This window comes from Turicimonas muris, assembly GCF_002221595.1.
Lineage (GTDB): Bacteria > Pseudomonadota > Gammaproteobacteria > Burkholderiales > Burkholderiaceae_F > Turicimonas > Turicimonas muris.
This window is the reverse complement of the sequence record NZ_NHMP01000001.1, coordinates 341,441-364,675: the sequence shown is the minus strand read 5'-3', so window position 1 is coordinate 364,675 and position 23,235 is coordinate 341,441. Positions and strand designations below refer to the sequence as shown.

Genomic DNA, 23,235 nt, shown 5'->3' with positions numbered 1-23,235 from the left:
GAACTAAAAATGCGTATTGAAAAAGATTCATTAGGCTCTTTGCCGGTTCCGGATGATGCCTACTTCGGCATCCAAACTGTCCGCTGTGCCCAGAATTATGACGTCACCGACCATACCTTCAATGAATTACCTCACGTAATTAAAGCTGTTGCTGAAGTCAAAATGGCCGCTGCCCTTGCCAATGAAGAAATAGGCGCCCTTGAGCCGGAAAAAGCAAAGGCTATTGTGCAGGCTTGTCAGGAAATCATTGACGGTAAATTTGCTGATCAATTTCCGGTAAATATTTGGAGAAGCCATGGCACGGGCGTCAATATGAACGTTAACGAAGTCATTGCCAACCGAGCCAATGAAATCCTTACCGGAAAAAAAGGATACGATGCGGTTCATCCGAACACACACGTGAATATGTGTCAATCCTCAAACGATATCTATCCTGCAGCCGAAGCAATCGTTCTGTACCGGATGATTGCCAAAACATTGAAATCCGTGAAGTATTTTGAAGATGCTCTCGCGGAAAAAGCCAAGGAGCTTAAAGATGTTCCCCGTTTAGGCAGAACCTGTATGCAAGATGCAGTGCCGATGACTTTTGGTCAAGTTTTCGGTGCTTGGCATAGCCTCATCGCCCGAAATAGAAAACGGCTGGAGAATTTGCTGCCGGAATATCAAGAAACCATCCTTGGCGCCACTGTACTCGGCAGCGGCATGGGCGAACTTCCGGGATATAACGAAACAGTTTATAAGCATTTGTCTAAAGTCGTTGGCTTTGAGATGAAGCAAGCTAAGTTTGCTGAAGAAGTTATCGAGGACTCTGCTCTGTTTGACGGCTCTCAGAACAACGATTCATTCATCTACTTGATGGGTGTCTTGAAGGCTATCGCATGTGCAGGCGGCCGCATCGGCAATGACCTCTATGTATTCAGTTCCGGTCCGAGAACAGGAATTGGCGAAATTATCCTTCCGTCGATTGCTCCCGGATCCTCCATCATGCCGGGCAAAATCAATCCTTACATGCCTGAGTTACTCCTCCAGATCATGCAGCAAATTATTTCGCATGACATGATGGCAACCTTGACGGTGAACGAATCCGACTTGGATCTTTGCTCTTCAACTTGCGGCAGTTTCTTAGGAGCAATGGAGTCTCTCGAACTCATTGACAAAGGCTTCCGCCTGGTAGCAGACAGATGCATTAAAGGTATAAAGGTCAACGCAGAAAAAGCACGACAGAATGCAGAAATGAGTACCTCTTTAGCAACGATGGTTTCTGCTCTTTACGGCTATCCGACCGGCACAAAGATTGCTCACCAAGCCTGGAACGAAGGAAAATCGTGCAAAGAAGTTGCTTTGGAGGAAGGATTGATTCCGCCTAAAGTAGCCGAAGAACTCTTTGATGTCAGAAAGCTGGCCGATAGAAAAGCCACAATTGAAATGTTCAATAAGTTTAAGAGCCTCAGAAAAATCGACTAGGAGAAACCAAATGAGACAAGAACATGACGGATTAGGCACAATGGAGCTTCCTGACGAAGCTTACTGGGGCATAGTTTCTGAAAGAAATAAAGAAGCTTTTGATGTGGGACCGCTGACATTGGATGATTATGCGCCTTACATGCGTGCAGTTGCTCTTTGCAAAATCGCATGTGCACGTGCAAATGCAGAAATTGGCGCTTTGGATCCCGAAAAAGCAAAATACATCGAGAAAGCCGCTTGGGAAATCGTCGAGGGAAAACTAAAAGGCAATTTCGTTGTCAACATTTACCGAGGCTCGGGCACACCGGCTAACATGATTGTCAATGAAGTCATTGCCCACAGAGCTAATGAATTAATTTCCGGAGATAAAAGTAAAGGCGGCATTCATCCGAACACCCACGTCAACATGTGTCAGTCAACCAATGACCTGATTCCGACGGCTAAAGAAATCGTCGTCCATGATGAACTTGGAAAAGTTGTTGAAGCTACGAAGTACTTTGCTCAGGTTCTTCGCCAAAAACAGGAAGAGTTCAAGGATGTCATCAAGATGGGACGTACTTGCCTCCAAGATGCCGTTCCTATGACTCTCGGCCAAGAATTTGGTGCTTTTGCTCATGCTGCCGAACGATTGGCCAAGAGAATAGCCGTGGAACAAGCAAGATGGAACCAATCCTGCATCGGCGGTACTTGTGTTGGCACAGGCATGGGTTGCATGCCGGGATTTAGAGCAGTCATTGATAAACACCTGTCAGACGTTTGCGGTCGCCCAATCCATACGGAAGAAGATTTGTTTGACGGAATGATGGCAACAGATGGCTTGGTCATAGCTCATGCTCACCTGCAAGCCCTAGCAACTTTAGTATGGAAAGTTGCGCGAGATATTCGTCTTCTCGGTTCAGGACCTAGAGCCGGATTCGGAGAAATCAATCTGCCTGCCGTGGCTCCGGGATCCTCTATCATGCCGGGCAAAGTAAACCCTGTTATTCCGGAAATGGTGTTCCTCTCAACAGACAGAGTCTGTTCCAATCATGCAGGCTTAGTTGCTGGCGTTCTTTCCGGCTGGCTGGAACTCGGAACGTCTTCCGGCGTTCCAATCAAGAGTTTCATTGAAAGCAGCGATTTGCTGTGTAGGACAATGAGAGTTTTCGCCGACAAATGCATCAAAGGTATAACTGCAAATAGAGAGCATTGCTTAGCAATGACTGAAAAATCCACTTCATTAGCAACGATGGTCTCGGCTCTCTTTGGATATGAAGTTGGTACTAAGATTGCCCACATCGCTATCGACGAAGATATCACCTGCAAAGAAGCAGCAAAAAAGGCCGGAGTCCTTCCTGACGAAGTCATCGACGAACTTTTTGATATCAACAATTTGGTAGAACCTGAAAAGATGGAAGCTTTATTCGCCAAATATCAAAATTACAGAAAGGTCTAGTGTTTTCTAACGTAATCTAAATAAGCGAGGAACTTCCAATCCTCGCCTTTCTTCGAGAAATAAGAAGAAAAAGGTTTCTAGACTAAAAATTTGACATCCTTCCTCAAAATTACAAGAAGAAGGATGTCTTAATTTTTAAGCCTCAGCCTTTTCTTTAAAAGCTGAGTTGCTCAAAGTTTATTTGCCGACTTGTTTCACAGAAAAACGAATCTCGGCCGGAAAACCTTTGACAAGGTCCCCTGCTTTCACGGAACGGAATGCATTTTCTTCATCAGCTCCCTGCTTTACTGCTGCAGTGATCTTTTCTTGAAGAGCAGCCGCGTCTTCTTTGCACACGCCGGTGTTAACCAAGAATCTGGCATCGCCGGCAATAGCATTTACCGTTGCGCCACCCTTGAAGTTATAGGCGGAAGCACAAGGAAGTGCTTTTTCCAATGCAAGAATTGCACGTGCTCCGGCATGAACGGCATTAACGTTGCCGTAGTTGCCATTGGAGTGGCCTCCCGGACCGGTCATTTCAACTTCAAAAACAGCTGCATTAGCGGCAGAACAAAGACCGAACAAACCAATTAAAAGTAATTTCTTCATTTCTGCCTCCTACTTATAAACTTCTTCAGTGGTTCTCTTGCCCATCGGGTCAAGCAACGGTTTAACAACTTTACCGTCAGCGGTGTTGTAGCCTGCGGCCATCAATCCCATGAGAATCATGCGGTATACACGGTTTCCTTCGGCTCTTCCGTCACCCGGAATGCCCCATTCATACCATGTGTGTCCGCCGCCACCCGCAGCCGGAGTTCCCACATTGATATTGATAGTCGGAACACCAACGGCAGCAGGAACGTTGTCATTCAAAGAAGGAGCTCCTTCAGCAAGTGCTTTTCTTTGGTCAATGCCGACTGTGTCTGCAGCCTGCCAATGAATCTGAACGACGGGATCATCGTAGTTTGTTCTGCGGTGAGCCGGTCTGTCGCCGAACCAAACCAATTCCATTTTGACTGCTTTAGGATCTCCCTTCTTGAGGCCGAATTTTGCATTTTCTGCATCCATCGCTTCTTGGAACTTAGGTTCGATCTTCGATCTGATCGCTAAGAGAGGTTCCGGGGTCGGGCTTCTCATATCAACCATCAAAGTGCACTCTTCGCTTCTGCCTCCTTCAGGAGCCTTTGTACATTCGCCGACGCCAACGGTATAAGTGGTTCTTTCAGCATTCTTGTCAAGATCGTAAGGGGTCTTGAGATCGGCAATGGCTGCAACTGCACGGTTCATTGCCATCAAAGCGGATGGCTGCTGTGCTCCGGCTTTAACGCCTTTCGGCTCAATGTACTTAATTTCAAAACGATAAGAGCCGAGATAGTTAACGGCACCGGAACCGGGGCGTGTACTGTCAGCGGAAATATTGGCCACGAAGTTCAATGCATTGTTGCCCTTACCGGTGTCTTGGCTGTAGCCGTATAACTGTTTCATACCGGCCAAGTTGCCTTTTCCTTCTTCACCGGCGGTCCCGCATACCCACAGGTCATAGACCGGCTTAACTTTGTATTTCGTCAAGATCTGAGCGATCTGCATAACCGCGGCGGTATTAATCATTGCATCGTTGTAGCCCGGAACGTAGAGACGATAGCCTCCTTTAGCAATGGCATCGTCTAGGCTTGCATATCTCTTATAGGCTTTTTGATAGTTTTCGTCCTCAATGATTTTGCCGTTCTTATCGAAATGCAGTTCATCAGGAATAGCCGCTAATTCCTGAGGTGTTTTGACCAGAGGAGAATCGGCTTTTTGAAGTTTGATCGGCATGTAGGGTTTATCCTTCGGAGGAAGAACCGGCGGATTAACAGTATCGATATGACCTTCTAACAAAACTTTCGGACCCTGACCGGCATAAGTTTGAGCGCCGGCAGTCTGAGAATAAGTTCCGGGAATTCTTACGCAGGCGTTGTAAACGGGAAGTCCGTCAACTTTTTGGAGTCCTGCTCCGGGCAAGTTTCCGCCGACTCTGGACATGACGTTCTTTTCGTCAATACCCCATTCTTGAACAAATCTTCTCATCAGCTCTTCTTGTCTTCTCAATTCAGAACGAGAAGGAGAAGCGATTCTGACGACTTCCATATGAGTATTGAATCTCCATTTCTGAGCTTCCGGTGTTTCTAATTCTTTTTTGATTTTCTGCATTACCGGATCGGAATTAATAGCTTCCGCTGAAGCTTTAGTTGCTTCAGAAACGTTTGGTACAGCAGCCAAAGCCAGCGAAGAGCAAACAGCGCTGGAGACCAAAACAGCTAAAAATTTTAATTGCATGTGCACCTCCTTAGGAAAAATAAAAGTGACGCAACTATCCTACCTGCGGCACTACACCCGGTCAATAACAAGTCCTTACAAGTGTCGTAAAGGACACATCTGGCTTTTGAGAAATTCACAGTATGACCGGAGCCGTAAGAATTAACTCGCATTTACAGGTTTTCCAAACCGCCTTAACCTCAAGTCCTATAGGAGGAGAGTTTGAAAATTACCAATTCCTTGTGGTTGATTGCCTCAGCATTTTTCTTTTCATGTCTGACCATTGCTACCAAACTTTGCGGACAATCTTTTTCTTTTTTCGAATTCATGTTCGCAAAATACGTGTTGGTAACACTGCTGACAGCTGTACTGTTGACCGCCAAACATCAAAGTTTTCTACCTAAAAATCCAGGCTTAATTTTTCTTCGCTGTCTTTTTGGCGTTCTGACCGTGCTCGCCAACATCATTCTCATTTTTAATATGCCGGCCGCCGTAGCTCAAAGCTTCAATTACACGGCCTCCTTTTGGGTGGTTTTGGCTCTTTGTTTTTCCTCCCGCAGTTTCAGTATTGCCGTTCTCTTTCCTCTCTTTCTAGGCTTCGGCGGAATTCTCCTCGTTCTGAATCCTCAAATGAACGGTGAAATTTTGACAAATCCTTTAACTCCCATTTGTGTTGCATACGGCCTTCTGGCGGCACTAGGAATGCTGGTCCTTAGAAAACTTGGAGAGAAACATGAAGCCACACTGGTGACAACCTTCTACTTTTCACTTGCTTCCGCTATGGTTGGTCTGATAGGAAGCCTTTGTACCGACGACAAAAATCTATTGAATCTCTTTGCAGATCCTTTCTTGCTTTTAGCTGTTCTTTTGACGCTGCTTTTCCAAATAGCAAAGACCTTTTCCTGGCAGTACGGAGACAGCACTCTCAACTCCATTTATTTATTCCTAGGAGCGCCTTTTGTTGTAATCTTGGGATGGTTGTTTCTTAATGAAATGCCCACAGCCTTCCAAATGCTTGGAATAGTGTTCATCGTTGGGAGTGCCGTAAGCAGCTATTTCATCATTTCCAAACTCAAAAAGAACCGTTAAGTTCGGCAGGATTATTAAGTATGCAAACTGTTAAGGCCATCGCAGACGCACTCGGTGTGACATCAGATGTTGTAAGACACTATACGGAATGCAAACTCGTCACGCCTGTAACGAATTCTGAGAACAAATACAAGTACTACGACGAATTTGACTTTCTTCAGCTCGCCAACGCCAGAATCCTGCGCAGCCTCGGCCTTCCATTGCCTGAAGTACTGGAATACAACAATTCTTCAGTTGTTCATCAGAAAGAAATATTGTCGGAGAAGTCCCGTCAAGTAAGAGCACAAATAGAGAAATTACAAGAACTGGAACTGCGTTTGCATGAAGTCCAAGGATATTTGGAGAAAACAAACCGTTGCGTGCCTACCGTAGAAGTGGTGGAGAGAGATTCAATTCACGATATCTATACCTTCGGGTCTGCGGTTCCTTCCAAAGAGATAAAACAAATTGCGAAACTGTGGGCTGAGCACTTTCCTTTCACGCATATCTCCCTCAAAATACCAAAAGAAGAGCTGCAAAATCCGGCTTTTTCCGGCCCCTACTCTGTCAGCCTCGGCCTCGGCGTAATCAACAAATACGCCGAACAATTCCGGCTGGAAATTGCACCTCCTATCGAAACCATTCCGCCGGGTCGTTTTCTGATTATTTATTTGAAGGTCCCGGATATATTCAACCTCTCAAGACAAGACCTTTTGCCTTTATTCAAAAAAGCTGAGGGGCTTGGAGTGCGCTTTTCTCATCAATCATCCGGACGCCTGCTGGCTATTGAGGGAAACGGTAAAGAGACTGAATTCTTCATTTTGATTCGAGTGAGAATAGAAAAGAATACCGATTAACTCACTTGACCTGTGTGTTACACCAAGGTTTATTCTGAAAAAAATAAGTTGATTCTCAAGGAGAAAAAATGAAATTTTTCAGATTAAACAAAGCAGCTGCACTTATTGTCGTCCTCACTTCCAGTTCTGCCGCCGTCGGTGCTCTGACCTCCGGCACTTATGAAACTACAGGAAAAGGAAATAACGGTCCGGTTGTCGTTCAAACAACCATTGAAAATTCTCAAATCAAAGACATCAAAGTTCTTAAAAATTCCGAAACGCCCATGATCGGCGAAACAGCTATTCAGCAGCTGCCGTCCAAAATCATCGCTTCGCAATCCTTAGCTATTGACGGCTTAGCCGGAGCCACAAACACCAGCAACGCTCTCAAAAACGCAGTTAGAGAAGCTTTGGACAAAGCCGGCGGAAGTGAAAAAGACTTGAAGCCGGTTGCGCTAAATAAGCAAGATGCTGTGCCAAACAAAGATGAATCTACGGATTTGGTAGTGGTTGGTGCCGGCGGCAGCGGTATGGCAGCGGCCATCCAAGGAAAAGAAAGAGGTCTTAACGTTATTCTTGTAGAAAAGCTTCCGATGATTGGCGGTACAACAGCCTTGTCCTCCACTGCCTTTAACGCCGGCGGCAGCAAGGTTCAGATGGCGCTTGAGAAACCGTATACAGCGGAAGACTATTACAAAAAGTTAAAAGGCAAAGGACCGGATGATGCTTCCTTAAAGAATTTGGCAGAACTCTCGGGGCCAACCACAGACTGGCTCGTTAATATGGGAGCTGATCTTGGCCGTGTTATTAACGGCTCTCAGCACACGCCGAAAGATGGCGGCGCTCTTGGATCCATGCTTGTTCCGGTAATGAAAAAGAAGATGGATAGTCTTGGAATAGAACCGAGAGTGTCCACAAAAGCCGAGGAACTTTATGTCAAAGACGGCCGAGTTGCGGGCGTTAAAGTTAAAAACGATAACGGCACCTATACCATTTACGCCAAAGCAGTCGTTTTAGCCACCGGCGGATTTGCGTCCAATCCGAAACTCGTTGAAAAATACACACCTATGTGGGCCGGCTATCCTTCAACTGCCAGCAGAGGCGCTACAGGCGACGGCTTAGAGATGGCTCAAAAAGTCGGAGCTGGTCTGGCTCAGATGGAAAAATCCGGACCTCAAACAGTGGCTTATGACACCGGCCATGGAGCAGTGTCATTAACCAATGTCAGATACAACGGCGCCATTCTTGTTAATACAGACGGAAAGCGTTTCGTTAATGAATTAGCACTGACTCCGATTCTGGGAAAAGCTATCAAAGACCAACAAGGCGGACATGCCTATCTGATTTTTGATCAGGCTTCTATCGATAGAGCTGCCTTGATGAAAAAATACAAGGAAGCCGGATATTTCGTGGAAGCTGCTACCGTTCCCGAATTAGCGGCAAAACTTGGTATTTCCGCTGCAAATTTAGAAAAAACGGTAGAACGTTACCGCCAAGGAATGTACAAAGGCGTAGATGAAGAGTTCGGACGTAAAGATTCTCGCTTCTCACGAATCGACAAAGCTCCGTATTACGGTGCCAAGATCAGTCCGGCAAGCCAGACCACATACGGCGGCATCAAAATTGATCTAAAAGGAAGAGCATTAACTCCTGAAGGCAAAGTCATCCCGGGACTTTACGCCAGCGGAGAAGCTGCAGCTCAATACGGCCAAGGTGTTTCTATTGGAGTTATCTTAGGTAAGCTGGCTGCCGATTCAGCAGCAGACGATATTGCAAACGTCAAATAACTGACATGGAACGAAGGCTTCCTTGAAATCAGAAAAGGATGGGGACTTCCGCTGACTGAGGTCAGCGGAAGTCCTCATTAACTATCTTGGTTAAACAAATCCTGCGCGGCAGTACCTTTGATGGAATAACGTTGAATATAACTCACATCGATCCGCTGTTCGGCCTGCCAAGCGTCATAAGTTGCCTGCATACGCAGCCACATAGCGGCATCGGGTCCCGGAATTGCCGCACTGAGCTTAACGGCCATTTCCGGAGAAATGGCGATCTCTCCTTTTACGAGCCTTGTAACAGTAGCCGGAGAGACACCAAGATTAGCTGCAAACTTACGAGCACTCAGTCCCAGACTTTCCATTGCTGACTTAACTATACGTCCCGGATGTGGCGGGTTAAACATTTTTGCCATTAGTGATAATCCTCGTAATTTGTGATATACGCATCCCCTTCATGAAATTCAAAGGTGATACGCCATCCTCCTGAAACAGTCAAAGACCAAGTACCTTGTCGATCGCCTGATAAGCTATGGAGGCGGTAACCAGGAAGATTTAGTTGTTGTACTTCCGTTGCTGAGTCCAAGACGAAAAGGAGTTCACTGAGCCGATCAGCGTGTTTTGGTTGAATTCCTGCTTTAGATCCAGTTTCAAAAAACTTCTTCAAACCTTTGTGAGCCCAGCTTTTTATCATTTTTCCGTTTACCAATATGCAACAGTATACCCTGGTGTTTAATCTTATGCAACAGCGAATAGATGGTTCTAAATCAAAACCTCTTTTTAATCGAGTTGCGCTGTATTCGTTTTGCTTTCCACCGAATTATTAAAGGATCTTCAACGCAATTTCGGCGCAGGCCTCAGCATCAGCTAATGCATGGTGGTGGTTAAGTAAGTTGTAGCCGCAATAACGGGCGACAGTATGAAGTTTATGGTTCGGAAGTCTGTTTCCAATAACTCTTCGGGAGGCTCGGCAGGTACAAAGAAAATGATATTCCGGATACGGCATCTCATAATGAGCAAACACAGCCTTCAAACATCCTTCGTCAAACGGACTGTTATGAGCAACCAGCGTCAGACCCTCTACAAGGGGGGCTGCTTGCATCCAAACATCCGGAAATAACGGCGCATTCAAAGTATCTTCTTTGCAAATGCCGTGAATCTTTGTATTGAAAGACGTGTAAAAGTGAGGTGTAGGCCGAATAAGACTGTAGAACTTATCCGCAATGATGCCGTCTCGCACAATGACTAAACCAACGCTGCATACGCTGGTTCTGTACATATTGGCCGTTTCAAAGTCAATCGCCGCAAAATTCTGCATCTTTTCCTTTCCTCTCTTGAATCTTTAGATTTTGTCCTACCGGACACTTAAAATCAATATTTTTAAAAAGTTGAAACCGAACATCATGTTTCTCCTACCAAGCATCCAAGACTTTATCGACGAAAAAACTTCAGATAGTATTGAGTTTTGCTTACTGGTCTGTCTCACCAATGGCGACGGAGATCCCTACGCAATTCAACAAATGCGAAGCATACTCGGGCTGCCTTGGTACCTCGTAGATTCTTCGGTGCCTGCTTGGATGTTTGACGAAGATTATTGGTACAAGTTGGCAAAGGATCCTGACGTGGACGACATTTGCGTAAATCCTTTGTTTGCGGCTTCTTTGTTTTTGCACGTTTCTCAAACAATTATCACCGGATTTGCGGACCAAATCTCCCAAAAGTATTGTTTTACGGATAAAAGCGGAGCACTCCTACTCGCAAAAGTTGTTCGCTGCTTCAAAAAGAATCTCTCCAAAGGCAATACCTTCTCCGAGCGAGAATACCAAAGAATGGTTGAGTCTCGGTACATCCAGGCGGTTCTCGTGTGGATGGCTTTCTTAAGCGGCAAAACCAACTTTTTGAGCTCTCTTCCTTCTAATGTATTAGAGGCTTTCTGGGATCAATTTGTGGCCGTTTTTCGACGTGAACCGATAGTTTTGGCAGCAAATTTATGCGAAAACCTCAAGAGTTTCCTGTTAGACAAAGAAAAAGAAGGAGTATTGGATGCCGCTGAAATTACGCCAAGTCAATTCTTCCTTTTCTATATTGATTGTTTCAACGGCGCAAATCTTCACAAGATATCGGCCGAAGTTGTAGCCCAGATCCCGGCCTATTTCTTCTTATCTCTTTTTTATACTTTTGAAGGACACTACAAAGAAGCTGTCGCTACAATTCAGAAGGCATGCAAGGAAATTTCTAATAAGCGTGTGGTAGATGATCCTTTCCTCAATACTTTTTTGGGAATCTATCTTTTGCTTGGAAAGCAAGATCCTTCTTTATTTAAAAAAGCCGTTTCTTTAGCATCACTTAAACAAACAAAAATCCCAAGAGACGGCGGAATTCTGTTTGAACTCTGCAGTCGGATTACAGATACGGAATCCTCCGAATGGGACAACGCAGTCAGATATTATTTGCAAGGTTTCAATCCCGAATCTTTTAGCTTTTGGTGGGCCCTCCTTTGCACGAAGCTGAGGCCCGAGTCCACCCAGAGAGACAACCTAAAATCTTATTCAGAGGCTCCGGAACTTCCCATGTTCTTCCGAAGAGAAGCAGATGCTGTTCTCAACCCGGAAAAATATGAAAACGGAGAAACCACTTTCAGTTATGACAACAAGACCTGCGATTTTGGCGTTCCTCCCTTAATGTCTCTCATTAAAGTTCAAGCGGAATGGGAACGAGTAATAGAGCGGATTATCCAAATACAAAACGGCAGAACCAGAAGACCGGATACTGAAGATTCTGAGCGTTTCGTCTATGAAATCGACGAGGATACGCTCGAGATTTGGCCAAGACTCCAGAAAAGAACTAAAAATGGATCCTGGACGTCAGGCAAGTCCCTAACTCTTTCTGCTTTTAAGAAATCAACTTCTCCGTCAGGCCCGGTTGAAAATGCACTTAGAAATTTGGTCGAAGGAGGCGAACGCTTTGTCTCTTCCAGACTGGGAGGCGCGGAGGCCATGTCTCACCTCATAGGCTATCCCTACGTCTACCGTTTGGACACAGATCTATCGCAGAGGATAGAGGTATGTAAAGGTTCGTTGGAACTATCATTTACTAAAAATAAGAACGGAGAAATCGTTCCTCATCATAATTTGGAAAATTTTTCGCAGGCCGCCCTGCTGACATATGATTATCTGTCCGTTTGGGAGTCTCCCGAAGTATTAAAAATCTACCATCTCTCCCATGAAGAACAGCAGATCCTAGGTCAGCTCAACAAAGTCAAATCATTTCCGGCAAGAAGCGTTAAGCCGCTGACCCAAATGATCAAAGAGATTAGTACGGACATTCCGGTACTCTCTGATCTTGTCAGCGATAAGGAGATGAAGCCGACGGCTAAAGCTGTAAGCAAAATTACTTTTCAATTCTCGCCGACAGATTACAACTGTTATTCAGTTCACGCCGTCGTACGGCCGGTACCGGGCTCAACCATGGCTTTTGAGCCGGGTCATGGCCTGCAATTTGTCACGGTTAACGTCAATAAAGAGCTTGTCTCGGTCAGCCGAGATTTGAAGAAAGAAAAGACAAATTGGGAAGAAATCGAAAATAAACTTCTGAGCTTTTCTGACTACCAAGAAAATTCAGACACTTGGATCCTCAACACGGAGCAAGTCTTGGAATTCATGGAAGTATTAAGAGAAAACAAGGGAATTTGCGACATCGCTTGGCCGCAGGAAGTTAAATTCAAAGTTGATAAACCGCCAATTACATTTGACTCCATAAATCTCAATATTCGCAGCATCGGCTCGTGGCTGACCATGCAAGGAAAAGTTCAGCTTGACGGCAAAACGGCCTTAGAAATGGATGAGCTCCTCGATAAAATCCGCGAAGCCAAAGGCCGGTTCATTAAACTCGATGACACAGAGTACGTAGCAATCAGCGATAAGCTCAAAAAAGTTCTCTCGCAGATCGCCAAAGTCACTCATAAAAAGAAGAAAGAACTGGAAATCTCTGCTTTTAACGCCGGCTCTTTGAAAGAGTTAGAAGATGCCGGAGTCAGCTTAAATGCAGACCAAGAGTATCGAGATCTTCTCTCTCGGATTGATTCTGCAAACAACCTGAACGTCTCTGTCCCGTCGGCTTTACAAGCAGAACTAAGAAGTTACCAGATCGACGGATTCGAGTGGTTAGCTAGATTGGCCCACTGGGGCGCAGGTGCCATTTTGGCTGATGATATGGGTCTGGGTAAAACGATTCAAACCATCACACTGTTGTTATTTAGAGCCTCGCAAGGCCCAAGTCTTGTCGTGACACCGAGCTCCGTTCTTTATAACTGGCGTGATGAAATCTCCCGCTTTGCCCCGTCGCTGAATATTCACATCTTTAATTCCGGAGACCGTAAAAAGATCTTAGAAACCGCAGGCAACAACGATGTTGTGCTTTGTACCTACGGCGTTCTTAGCTCAGAAATTGAAAACATGTCTAAGCCGGTATGGAATGTTGTAGTACTTGATGAAGCTCACGCCATCAAGAACAGAACATCCCAGATATCAAAGAATGTTCATTCTTTAAAGAGCAAAGCCCGTGTCTTGCTGACGGGTACTCCGATCCAAAATCATTTAAGTGAAATTTGGAACCTATTTGATTTTGCGAACCCAGGCCTGCTCGGCTCATTGCCGGATTTCAGCGAACGATTCATCATTCCTATTGAGAAATATCAGGATAAAGACCAACAACGCCTTCTTAAAAAAATGATTTCTCCGTTCCTGTTGAGAAGAACGAAGGCGGAGGTATTGGAAGAGCTGCCGCAAAAAACGGAAATCACTATTAAAGTCTCGATGTCTCCGGAAGAAACCGCGCTTTACGAAAATCTCAGAAACAACACTCTGGAGAACCTTGCTTCCGGTGAAATTAATTCTATTCAGGCTATGGCAGCTTTGACCAAACTGCGTCAGGCTGCCTGTAATCCCAAGCTCGTTGATGCCAAACTGGACATTCCATCATCCAAAGCTTCCGTTTTCCTGGAGTTGGTTAAAGATTTGATTGCCAATAATCACCGCGCCTTGGTGTTCAGTCAGTTCACGTCTCATCTTGCTTTGATTAAACAAGTTCTTGATGAAGCAAAAATCGAATACTTGTATTTGGACGGTTCCACACCAACCAGCGAAAGAAAAGGCCTGGTAGAGAAATTTCAAACCGGCTTAACTCCAATCTTTTTGATTAGCCTTAAGGCAGGAGGACTTGGTTTGAATTTGACAGGAGCGGACTACGTTATTCATCTGGATCCGTGGTGGAATCCTGCCATCGAAGATCAGGCTTCCGATCGAGCTTACCGCATTGGTCAAGAAAGAGCCGTCACGATTTACAGGCTCATTACAGAGAACACGATTGAAGAAAAAATTATCGACCTTCATTTAACCAAACGTTCTCTGGCTGACGCCTTATTGGAAGGCGCAGATATGTCGAGCAAGCTCAGTAAGGAAGAAATTTTGAAACTTCTTAGCGTTTAGACAACTTGCCGGCTGTTACTACAAAAACGGCCGGCTTTCCTCCACACCATTTTAAGCAAGAAGTATTTCGAACAAACGGATGATTTTTTATATAGAATGGATGATTTTTTCACTAATTTTTTCATACTTCTTATTGTCTCCGTTTCCTTCGGCTTCTAAGATTTTCCACCTTCTCAAAAGGAAAGAATGTCTTTTTTCGATACCGAACTGAGCAGGCTCAAGCTTTGGATTGAAAAAGACCATAAGAAACACAGTGTGATATACCTCCACAAATGGTATATGAGGTGCGAAAAGTGAGTGAATTTATTGAATCTGAAGATTGCGCTTGCGAAGAAACATACAAGGACGAACATGTTTGGATGAACATTCCCGATAAACGTGGGCGCCAGCGCGTCGTCATTATCGGGGGCGGCTTTGGGGGTCTGACTCTGGCGCGCAAGCTCAAGGATGAGAACTTCCAGATCGTCTTAATTGATAAAAGCAACCATCATGTTTTTCAGCCGCTGCTTTATCAAGTTTCTACCGCTGCTATTGAACCAAGCACCATTTCGTTTCCTTTTCGAAACATCTTTCGCGGCAGAGAATGTTTCCACATTCGTGCCTGCGAAGCACTGCGTGTAGACCCGAAAGAAAACATTCTTTACACCACTATCGGGAAACTTACCTTTGATCATTTGGTCATAGCAACCGGCGCGGACACAAACTACTTCGGCAATAAAAACTTGGCCCTCTATACAATGGCTCTGAAGAAAACGTCCGAAGCTCTTTATAACCGCAATCAGATCCTAGAAAGTTTTGAACTGGCTCTTTCTACCAACAGCGCAGAAGAAAGACAAAGACTCATGACTTTTGTGGTTGTCGGTAGCGGTGCAACCGGTGTGGAACTTGCCGGGGCATTAGCGGAAATGAAGAAATTCGTGCTCCCGCGAGACTACCCCGACTTAGACGCTAATCTCATGCGGATTGTCGTTGTCAGCTCCAGCAGCTGTCTGCTTCCGGCCTTTAAAGAAAAATCTTCTAAAGAGGCTGCAGATTACCTGACTTCTCGAAAAGTCGAACTTTTGTTTAATACCAGAGTTGAAGATTTTTCGAACGGCATCCTGAAGTTAAAGAATGGAGACATTCATACCTATAACGTCTTTTGGGCGGCAGGCGTACGTGCTAATTCTCTGGAAGGCTTTGATAAAGAGCTCTATGGTCCGGGTAATCGTCTTATCGTTGACCAATTTAATAGAGTTAAAGGGTTTGATCGAATTTATGCCATCGGCGACACAGCGTACTTTCCGACTCAAAAATATCCTAATGGGCTGCCCCAGGTTGCTCAGCCGGCGATGCAGCAGGCAACTAATATTGCCTACAACTTAAAGAAAATGATTAATAGCGAGCCTCTCAAAGAGTTTAAATACTTTGATAAGGGTCAGATGGCTACTATTGGCAAGAGCCACGCTGTTGTAGAGATTGGCAATTTCTGTTTCGGTGGAATACTAGGCTGGCTCTTATGGCTCGGTTTACACCTCTTTTATATTCTTGGTGTAAAGAATCGAATCGTTATATTTATGGACTGGTTCTTGAGTTATCTCACGTACAGCAATGCTCTGCAAATCATTGTTCTTCCGTTACGCAAGAAGCGCCATACCATTTCAATTCGTAAGGATGAAGCGCTATGTTCGAATCCGGTTAAGGACACTCCGGAGATACCGAAGGCACCCGGCAACACAGCATCTTAAAAGAGTTGGGCAGATTTTCCTGCCTGATTCTTCCTGTCTGTTGTTTGTCTACAAGGGCAGAAACAGTGGTGTCAATTCAAGCCGGATGTTTCATGTTCCTTTCGGTTTGTAGTTAGCCTCAGTCTGAATATGCCTCCTTTTTGTTTAGAAAAGGAGGCCTAGCTTTTTCCAGCTCCGGAAAAATTAAACAGATTTTTGACAGATTCGAAGGTTAGGAAAAAGCCGGCTGCCTCCCGCCTCCTCAATTACCTCTTAACTTCCTGGATCTGCAGATATCGATATGTCAAACACGAAATCGCCATCACCGCTAGACTATATAAGCAACAGAGTGATCTAGGAAAACAGCAGCGCTTTCGCTCCATCAAATATCATTTGTGAGGAGAGAGCCGCAAGAATGAGCCCGGTAAGTTTGCTCATAACCACAAGACCGTTCTTTCCAATGGCTTTTTCAATGTAAGCTGAAGACCACAAAAGGAAACCGATGCACAAAATCGCCAAAGCGATAGAGCAAAAGGACGCAATCCATTCAACAAAACCGTTGATTTCACCGCCGTACACCACTAATGCGCCGACGGTTGCCGGACCAACAGTGATAGGGATCGCCATAGGTACTACTGCGATTGAATGGAGTGAGCCTTTTACTTTTAAAGAAGAATCTTCTCCTCTTACCAAACTCACTGATGTCAAAAAGAGGATTGCACCTGTTCCTATCCTGAAAGCATTAATAGTGATGCCGAACACTGAAAAGATATAACCTCCGCAAAGAAGCAAGACGGTACTGACCAACAAAGTCGCAACCGTAATACGTAAAGCCAAAGAAGCTTTTTCTTGAGGAGAATAGTTCTGTGCTACAGCCAAAAAAACCGAAATCACAAACGGAGGCGTCATCAGAAAGAAGAACTTAACAAAAAGCGCGAAAAAATCTGTAACTGTCATCTTGGAAAGGCGGCAATGAAGCCGCCTCAAATATTAACTTGACACAATTTTACGAAAAAAGCTTTGGGCCCTACAGAAACTCTTATTGGCCTTGAGCCATGAAATTTGTGGTTTCTTCAAGAAGAGCTTTTGCATTGTTGATTTGCTCAACTCTACCGGCAAGGATTCTTTCGTCTTTTCCTAGCTGGTTCTTCAATTCTGTTAATTGACGAAGCACTTCTTCTTTGTTTGAGCCGCCGATAGTCCTTTTGCTTTGAGCATTGAGTTCAGGATCTAAAGCTTGCTTAATCAATTCATCCGTAAGAGTCGTTGACTTACCGAGGACTTCAAGACAAATGAGATCTACTTCCTCTCGGGTGATTTCATTGGCGAGTTTGCCATGATGCTGCATGTATCCGACCAGACGGGCAACAACGTTATGAGCACTTCTGAAGGAGATACCGTCATGGCGAACGAAGTAGTTCGCCAATTCAGTGACGGTACAATAGTTCCCGACGGCCGCTTGAAGCATTCTGTCTTTCTTTAGAGTCAAAGTCTTAACAGTAACGTCAAGCAAAGCTATAAGTGCTTCAAATTCATTCAACGCCGTCCAAACAAATCTCATGGCTTCTGTTGAAGAGTCACGGCAGTGAGTGAATGGAATATTCTTCAATGAACTGAAAACGGAAACAAAGAAGCCTTCTAAGTGAGCTGCCTTAGCCTTACAGCATTCCAAAGTCAGCGCATTTTTCTTCTGAGGCATGATGGAAGAACATCCGGCAACGGAATCATCGACTTCTAGATATCCGTATTCCGGTGTGCTCCAAACATACAAGTCAAAACAAAATCTAGATAATGTACATGCAGCAATAGATAAAGCAGCGATGATTTCCAAGCAATAGTCACGGCTTGCGGTACAGTCAATAGAGTTTTGAAGAGGCTTATTGAAACCTAACAGCTCGCTTGTGCGGTTTCTATTGATCATGAAGGTCGTAGATCCCATGGAGCCGCCACCCAAGGGACAAAGATTCAAGGCGTCCCAGCAGCGTTCAATTCTCCAGTAACTTCTTTCTAACGCCTCAAGCATGCCGGCACAGTAATGAGCAAATGTAATCGGCTCAGAAGGCTGAAGATGCGTATATCCGCTCATGACGGCATCGGGACAGCTCTGTCCTAGTTCAAGAATGGATTGGCGAAGGCCATTGAAAGATTCGCAAAGTTTGAGAAAATATCCGCGAATATCCATCCTCTGTTCAGTAGCAAATAAATCATTACGCGAGCGAGCGGTATGCTGCTGTCCGCCGATTTCAGGTCCGGTTTGCTCAATCAAGTAACGCTCTAAATTGAAATACAAATCTTCAACATTAGGATTGATTTCAAAAGCCGGATTCTCTTGCATTTTTGCAATTTCTTGAGTGCAGGCAAGAATCTTTGAGCCAACCTCTCTGGTGATGATTCCCTCTTCAACAAGCATGATGACGTGTGCCTTGTTGATATCCAATATCGTCTGATAGCTTCTTTCCAGATCTTGTTTGATAGCTGGATTTATTAAATACTTCACAACTTCTGGAGACGGCTTTTTAGAAATTTTGCCACGATGCTTTTCGTCCATTTTGAACTCCTTATTGTCTTTGGAATGAGGCAAAACTAAATATGCTCCTCCAGCCTAAGAGACTCAATAAAGTTCAAAAAGTTAGATTATTAAGTTTGAAAATTTCTATTTTGTCGTAGTTATATTAAGCTATTGAAGAATCAATCAAGTGAGCTATGACATGAAGCAAACCTCAGTCTTTAGCAAGCATGGTCAAATATTTTTGACAGTTGCGGAACAGCTTTCTGTAGTGAAAGCCTCGGACGTTCTTGGCATGAAACAATCCAGCATCTCATACCACTTAAACCAATTGGAAAAGGAACTGAACGTTCCTCTGCTGGATCGGAGAACAAAACCAATTTCATTAACACCTGAAGGCAAATTACTATTTGATGAGCTGAGTTACGAACAAAGACACCTGACGGAGTTTTTATCAAAGCTGCAGCAAAAAAACTTGCACGCTCCCGTTATCCGATTCGGCATCATCGAAAGTCTTTCCTATAGTTTGGGCACTGACCTTATACAATGTTTTTTCTCCAAGAGCCAACATATGAAAATGCTTTCGGGAACTTCAGAAAGACTAATTCACCTGTTGGAAAATGATGAAATAGATTGGGCTATTACAAGCCGCACTCCGGATGCTCTTAAGTTCTCGAAAACGGTTCTTTTTGAAGAACCTTCCGTTTTAGCAACGCCGAAATCTTTGAAATTTCCAACAGACCATCCTACCTGGGATAATCTTAAGTATTGTGGCCTTCCGTTCTTACGATACAACCGCTCATCCGGAGGAGATGTGATAACAGAATCCATGCTGAACTCACTTTCTCTCCATTTACCTTACCGGCTTCAGGTCGACACAGGTGGTGTAATGGTGAGACTTATTCAGAAAGGCATTGGATGGAGTTTTTTAAGACCTGCAACCTTGCTTCAGCATTCAGAGTTTGTTAACAGCCTTAATATTTTGCCGATGCCCTCTCCTGTAATCACAAGAAAAATCGTGCTGATTCATAAAAAGAACAGCCATATATTTGGCTATGAAGAGATCAAGCAGAAATCAATAGAATTCTTGAACGGACAGTTCAAAAGAGATCTAACACAGCTAATTCCTTGGCTCTATAAATCTTGATTGAGTGCTAGACAAAAATGCCAAAAGCTCTCTACCAAAAAAAATGCTGTTCTTTTATTCTAACATTCAAATTGATAGAAGGTTAGAATATGTCGATTTTTATTAGAATAGCGTGTTAGAAAACAAGGTCTGCTATTCTGAATTTTGAACCCTTCAATTTAGAATTTCACTCTGAGTGAAAAAATAATTGTAACCCTCGCCAACACGGTATTTCAGTTGAGTTTCAGTTGAAGGATGTAAGTTTGTATAATTGAAACTGGATTAACCTTAACCGCAATGTATCTGGCAGTCTGGTTTCAGTTGAAGGATGTAAGTTTGTACAATTGAAACGAGGAATGACGCTCAAAGCTATTTCTCAAAAAAGTTTCAGTTGAAGGTTGTAAGTTTGTACAATTGAAACGAGCCGGGTCAACAATGTTGTTATTGTTCTTCCATGGTTTCAGTTGAAGGTTGTAAGTTTGTACAATTGAAACCTTTTACGACATCGAGCATGTCTCTAATACGACTGTTTCAGTTGAAGGTTGTAAGTTTGTACAATTGAAACGTATTCGCTCCCATGTATACGGACCTAAGTGCAACGTTTCAGTTGAAGGTTGTAAGTTTGTACAATTGAAACTTAAGAGAGATCTCTATTGGCTTTCTCATAACAAGTAGTTTCAGTTGAAGGTTGTAAGTTTGTACAATTGAAACCTGGAAATATCACGTAAGAGTAAGTGTTAGAACGGTTTCAGTTGAAGGTTGTAAGTTTGTACAATTGAAACATTTCGAAAAATTTTATATTCACCCTCCCTCTATTACCGAGCCAAAGAAACTTCCTCCTGTCCATCCGGTACTCCCTCCGAGTTAGTTTCCTTTGGAATTGAAAAGCCCTCCCCCGCTTGTTGTTTTTCGAAAAATTGAGGAATTCTCGCTGGCGTCGTCATTGGTTCCAGCGCCATCGTCACTCGTATTTTTTTACGATGTTTTCCTGGTAGCCAGTTAAGAGATTTTTGGCAACGGTGTCAGAGTGGCAGGCTATTTTGCAAGAATTAATCTATTCCCCCTCTTCCCTGTCTGTCTTTCTTGTTATCGCTTACTCATTTTTTATGTCTTTTTCTTTGTTCAGATCAAGGTCCCATAAAAAACTGTGATAGTTGAATTTCGTGATAACGAAAAAGTTAAATACTCAACTCCGGACAAGCCAGAATCCTGAATTCCCGTTAATCTAGGTGCATATTTAACAATTTCTTGCTTTTTCTTAATAACTTGCTGATTTAGTGCTCTTTTTGAGTTACGAATCAGCTTTTTTATATATTTAATAGGTGATAATTATCTCCTATGAAAACCGATACTTCTCAAACAAATTTTGATCCTTCGGCTCAAGAAAACTATTTCATTGAGTCAGGAGTTATCTCACCCATTTTTATTAAGAACAATCATGGGATTAGATATGCGATTTTCTACAGAAATAAATGGGAAGGCTCCACTTGCCAGAAACAATTCCAGAAAACGGTAGGAAGAATTTTTGATGATGACTCAGTAGAGCTAGGAAAGAAATTCTTAAGTCAGTTTCCTGCTTTAAAGGACTGCAAGGCCACCTTATCTGGAAGAACAATACGTCTTGCCGGTCCAAATATTGCGGTGCTTCCACCTCTTGAGCCCATGGCTCAACAACGTCAGGCTTTCTTTGATGAACTCGATCAGAACACTCGACTTTCTGCCGGAGCCTCCTATGTCTTGTGGCAAATAGCCCAACAAAACCATCTGCTGACTGATCTTGAGGATGTATTTGGGAAAAACCGTGCGGCAGTTCTTCTGTCTTTGGCTATTTTCTTTGCCTCCGATCCGGGCGCCGTTGCCTCAGAATTTGAGATCTACAGCCATCACACTTGGCTGCCTTGCTCTCCCTTGAGCTCTCAGGAAGTCTCCGAAGTTTTTCAAAGCATCTTAAATCCAGAAGTCATGCGATTTCTTCACAAAAGGATTCAACACTCTAAATCTTCCGAGCAGAATTCTCTTTATTGGAGCTTTGACACCACCTCTATCTCTTCTTACTCTGAAACCATCCGAAAAACTGCCTATGGTTACAGCAAAGAAAATCCAGAACTGCCTCAGTTAAACTTGGGTCTGATCGTTTCCGAAAATTCCGGAGAACCTCTGTATTACAAAGTTCTGGAAGGTTCAATTTCTGATCCTCTGGCTTTAAGGCAGTTGTTGGTAGACACCGCTCAATTGGATACCTCCAACGTTAGCTTAGTCATGGATAGAGCCTTTAGCTCACCTTCTTTGCTTGACCAACTTTATAAAAACAATCTTGGATTTATCTGCGGCTCTAAGACCAACCTTAATTACTGCAAATCGGTTATTAACAGTTTTGCCAGGGAATTGCAGTTAGGAGGCGTGGATACATTCTTAGAAGAATATGGACTGCAAGCCAAAACATCTTCAACTACTTGGTCTTACTACGATCCTTCAACAGGTTATCGTGAAAGGAAGCCACTGTATATCCATGTTTATCTTGACCCATTCCGTGCCGCCGGAGAAAGAGAAACATTGTTGAAAAAGCTGAAAAAACTGCAGAAAAAAATTAAAGCTAAATCTCCCTTAAATAAACCGGAAGCAGACTTGCGTAAACAGTTCTTTATCAAGGGCTCTCTAGGATGGGCTTACGACAAAGAACTGTGGCAGCAAAATGAAAAACTACTAGGGCTATTCGTATTGGTGTCCAGCTCAGTATCTTCGGCAGCTGAAGCTTTGAGAATTTACCGGCAAAGAGACATCGTGGAGAAGAACTTCAATAACCTCAAAGAGAGATGTTCGGGACGCCGCATGCGTTGCCAGGAAAGCGCTTTAGAAGGAAAAGTATTTGTTCTATTTCTAAGCTTGATTTTGCTGATGAATTTAAAAATGCGTTTCCACCGGGCAAGAGAAGAAGAAAACTGTCAGGAAGAAAAAGCAAAATTTTTGCCTGACGATGTCCCCGACTTCTTAAGAGGGCTGAGTGTGATAGATGTCACAAGCCGGAAATCAGAAAACAATCAATTCTTTTATTGGGACTTAATTCCAAAGAAAATAAGATTAACTTTGGAAGCCATAGGAATCAAAGAACCTCCTAGATTTATCACCTAGGAGGTCCGGAATTCAGGCAGAATACATTCCTCAGAAATTTTTCAGGTCTCCAAAAACACTAAAACCCGCTCGAAAGCGGGTTTTTGTGTTTTTATCGCAAAGTTATTGAGATAACGGAATAGATTTACAAGCGTCAGAATCTACTCTTTCACGCATCTCTTTGCCTGCTTTGAAGTGAGGGGCATATTTGGCCGGAACTTCAACTGAGGCGCCGGTTTTTGGGTTACGTCCCTTTCTTGGAGGTCTGTAATTTAAAGCAAAGCTCCCAAATCCGCGAATCTCAATCCTGTTCCCTTCCGCCAGGGTCGCTGCCATCACGTTAATGATCTTATTTACAGCTTCATCAACTTCCTTTGCTGACATGCGATCCTGGACAAGAAGCGGATCCTCTGCAAGCAATGCTATCAATTCAGATTTAGTCATTGCCACG

At 43.9% G+C, this 23,235-nt stretch carries 17 protein-coding genes and 1 CRISPR repeat array; of the genes, 9 read left to right on the top strand and 8 right to left on the bottom strand.

Features of this window, described 5'->3' with window-relative positions:
- Positions 1-9: 9 nt before the first annotated feature.
- Positions 10-1,464, top strand: coding sequence for a lyase family protein (locus ADH67_RS01830; protein WP_066591101.1), 1,455 nt, complete (start codon positions 10-12; stop codon positions 1,462-1,464).
- A 10-nt stretch (positions 1,465-1,474) separates the two neighbouring features.
- Positions 1,475-2,899 (top strand): lyase family protein, encoded by a 1,425-nt coding sequence (locus ADH67_RS01825; RefSeq protein ID WP_066591100.1) that lies wholly within the window; start codon positions 1,475-1,477, stop codon positions 2,897-2,899.
- Positions 2,900-3,076: 177 nt separating this feature from the next.
- Here the strand turns inward: ADH67_RS01825 and ADH67_RS01820 are convergent, their stop codons facing one another.
- Together ADH67_RS01820 and ADH67_RS01815 are read right to left on the bottom strand one after the other, a co-directional pair.
- The gene (locus tag ADH67_RS01820; RefSeq protein WP_066591099.1) at positions 3,077-3,487 is read right to left on the bottom strand and encodes a peptidase dimerization domain-containing protein; all 411 of its coding nucleotides are present in this window, start codon (positions 3,485-3,487) and stop codon (positions 3,077-3,079) included.
- 9 nt (positions 3,488-3,496) lie between these two features.
- Positions 3,497-5,194, bottom strand: coding sequence for a zinc-binding metallopeptidase family protein (locus ADH67_RS01815; RefSeq protein ID WP_066591098.1), 1,698 nt, complete (start codon positions 5,192-5,194; stop codon positions 3,497-3,499).
- Positions 5,195-5,395: 201 nt separating this feature from the next.
- Between ADH67_RS01815 and ADH67_RS01810 the strand changes: the two genes are divergently transcribed.
- The 3 genes from ADH67_RS01810 to ADH67_RS01800 all read left to right on the top strand — a co-directional run bounded on the left by ADH67_RS01810 (position 5,396) and on the right by ADH67_RS01800 (position 8,864).
- Complete coding sequence (locus tag ADH67_RS01810) at positions 5,396-6,262, top strand: DMT family transporter (protein WP_066591097.1); 867 nt, start codon at positions 5,396-5,398, stop codon at positions 6,260-6,262.
- A gap of 20 nt (positions 6,263-6,282) precedes the next feature.
- Positions 6,283-7,098: a helix-turn-helix domain-containing protein gene (locus tag ADH67_RS01805; protein ID WP_066591096.1), complete on the top strand. Its 816-nt coding sequence runs from the start codon at positions 6,283-6,285 to the stop codon at positions 7,096-7,098.
- Between the two features lie 68 nt (positions 7,099-7,166).
- A complete protein-coding gene (locus tag ADH67_RS01800) occupies positions 7,167-8,864 on the top strand; it encodes an FAD-dependent oxidoreductase (protein ID WP_066591094.1) in 1,698 nt (565 codons plus the stop codon).
- A gap of 77 nt (positions 8,865-8,941) precedes the next feature.
- Here the strand turns inward: ADH67_RS01800 and ADH67_RS01795 are convergent, their stop codons facing one another.
- From ADH67_RS01795 to ADH67_RS01785, 3 genes are all read right to left on the bottom strand, one after another.
- Complete coding sequence (locus ADH67_RS01795) at positions 8,942-9,268, bottom strand: HigA family addiction module antitoxin (protein ID WP_066591092.1); 327 nt, start codon at positions 9,266-9,268, stop codon at positions 8,942-8,944.
- Positions 9,268-9,546 carry a type II toxin-antitoxin system RelE/ParE family toxin gene (locus ADH67_RS01790; RefSeq protein ID WP_066591090.1) on the bottom strand — a complete coding sequence of 93 codons (279 nt, stop codon included), beginning with the start codon at positions 9,544-9,546 and terminating at the stop codon, positions 9,268-9,270. Before ADH67_RS01790 ends, ADH67_RS01795 begins: the two co-directional genes overlap by 1 nt.
- 129 nt (positions 9,547-9,675) lie before the next feature.
- The gene (locus ADH67_RS01785; protein ID WP_066591088.1) at positions 9,676-10,170 is read right to left on the bottom strand and encodes a 3'-5' exonuclease; all 495 of its coding nucleotides are present in this window, start codon (positions 10,168-10,170) and stop codon (positions 9,676-9,678) included.
- Positions 10,171-10,255: 85 nt separating this feature from the next.
- Here ADH67_RS01785 and ADH67_RS01780 point away from each other — a divergent pair, with 85 nt between their 5' ends.
- On the top strand, positions 10,256-14,338 hold the full coding sequence (locus ADH67_RS01780) for a DEAD/DEAH box helicase (protein ID WP_084081401.1): 4,083 nt from the start codon (positions 10,256-10,258) through the stop codon (positions 14,336-14,338).
- A 293-nt stretch (positions 14,339-14,631) separates the two neighbouring features.
- Positions 14,632-16,065, top strand: a complete 1,434-nt coding sequence (locus tag ADH67_RS01775; RefSeq protein WP_201415703.1) for an NAD(P)/FAD-dependent oxidoreductase — start codon at positions 14,632-14,634, stop codon at positions 16,063-16,065.
- A gap of 333 nt (positions 16,066-16,398) precedes the next feature.
- On the opposite strand, the gene ADH67_RS01770 is transcribed toward ADH67_RS01775, so the two are convergent.
- Positions 16,399-17,001, bottom strand: a complete 603-nt coding sequence (locus tag ADH67_RS01770; protein ID WP_066591079.1) for a MarC family protein — start codon at positions 16,999-17,001, stop codon at positions 16,399-16,401.
- An 82-nt stretch (positions 17,002-17,083) separates the two neighbouring features.
- Positions 17,084-18,592: an argininosuccinate lyase gene (gene argH / locus ADH67_RS01765; RefSeq protein ID WP_066591076.1), complete on the bottom strand. Its 1,509-nt coding sequence runs from the start codon at positions 18,590-18,592 to the stop codon at positions 17,084-17,086.
- 160 nt (positions 18,593-18,752) lie between these two features.
- Here argH and ADH67_RS01760 point away from each other — a divergent pair, with 160 nt between their 5' ends.
- Positions 18,753-19,697 carry a LysR family transcriptional regulator gene (locus ADH67_RS01760; protein WP_066591074.1) on the top strand — a complete coding sequence of 315 codons (945 nt, stop codon included), beginning with the start codon at positions 18,753-18,755 and terminating at the stop codon, positions 19,695-19,697.
- 220 nt (positions 19,698-19,917) lie between these two features.
- A CRISPR array of direct repeats spans positions 19,918-20,458; the repeat unit is 37 nt; unit sequence GTTTCAGTTGAAGGTTGTAAGTTTGTACAATTGAAAC.
- A gap of 556 nt (positions 20,459-21,014) precedes the next feature.
- Positions 21,015-22,805: an IS1634 family transposase gene (locus ADH67_RS01755; RefSeq protein ID WP_066591070.1), complete on the top strand. Its 1,791-nt coding sequence runs from the start codon at positions 21,015-21,017 to the stop codon at positions 22,803-22,805.
- A gap of 102 nt (positions 22,806-22,907) precedes the next feature.
- On the opposite strand, the gene ADH67_RS01750 is transcribed toward ADH67_RS01755, so the two are convergent.
- The gene (locus ADH67_RS01750; protein WP_066595594.1) at positions 22,908-23,228 is read right to left on the bottom strand and encodes an integration host factor subunit beta; all 321 of its coding nucleotides are present in this window, start codon (positions 23,226-23,228) and stop codon (positions 22,908-22,910) included.
- Positions 23,229-23,235: the final 7 nt, after the last annotated feature.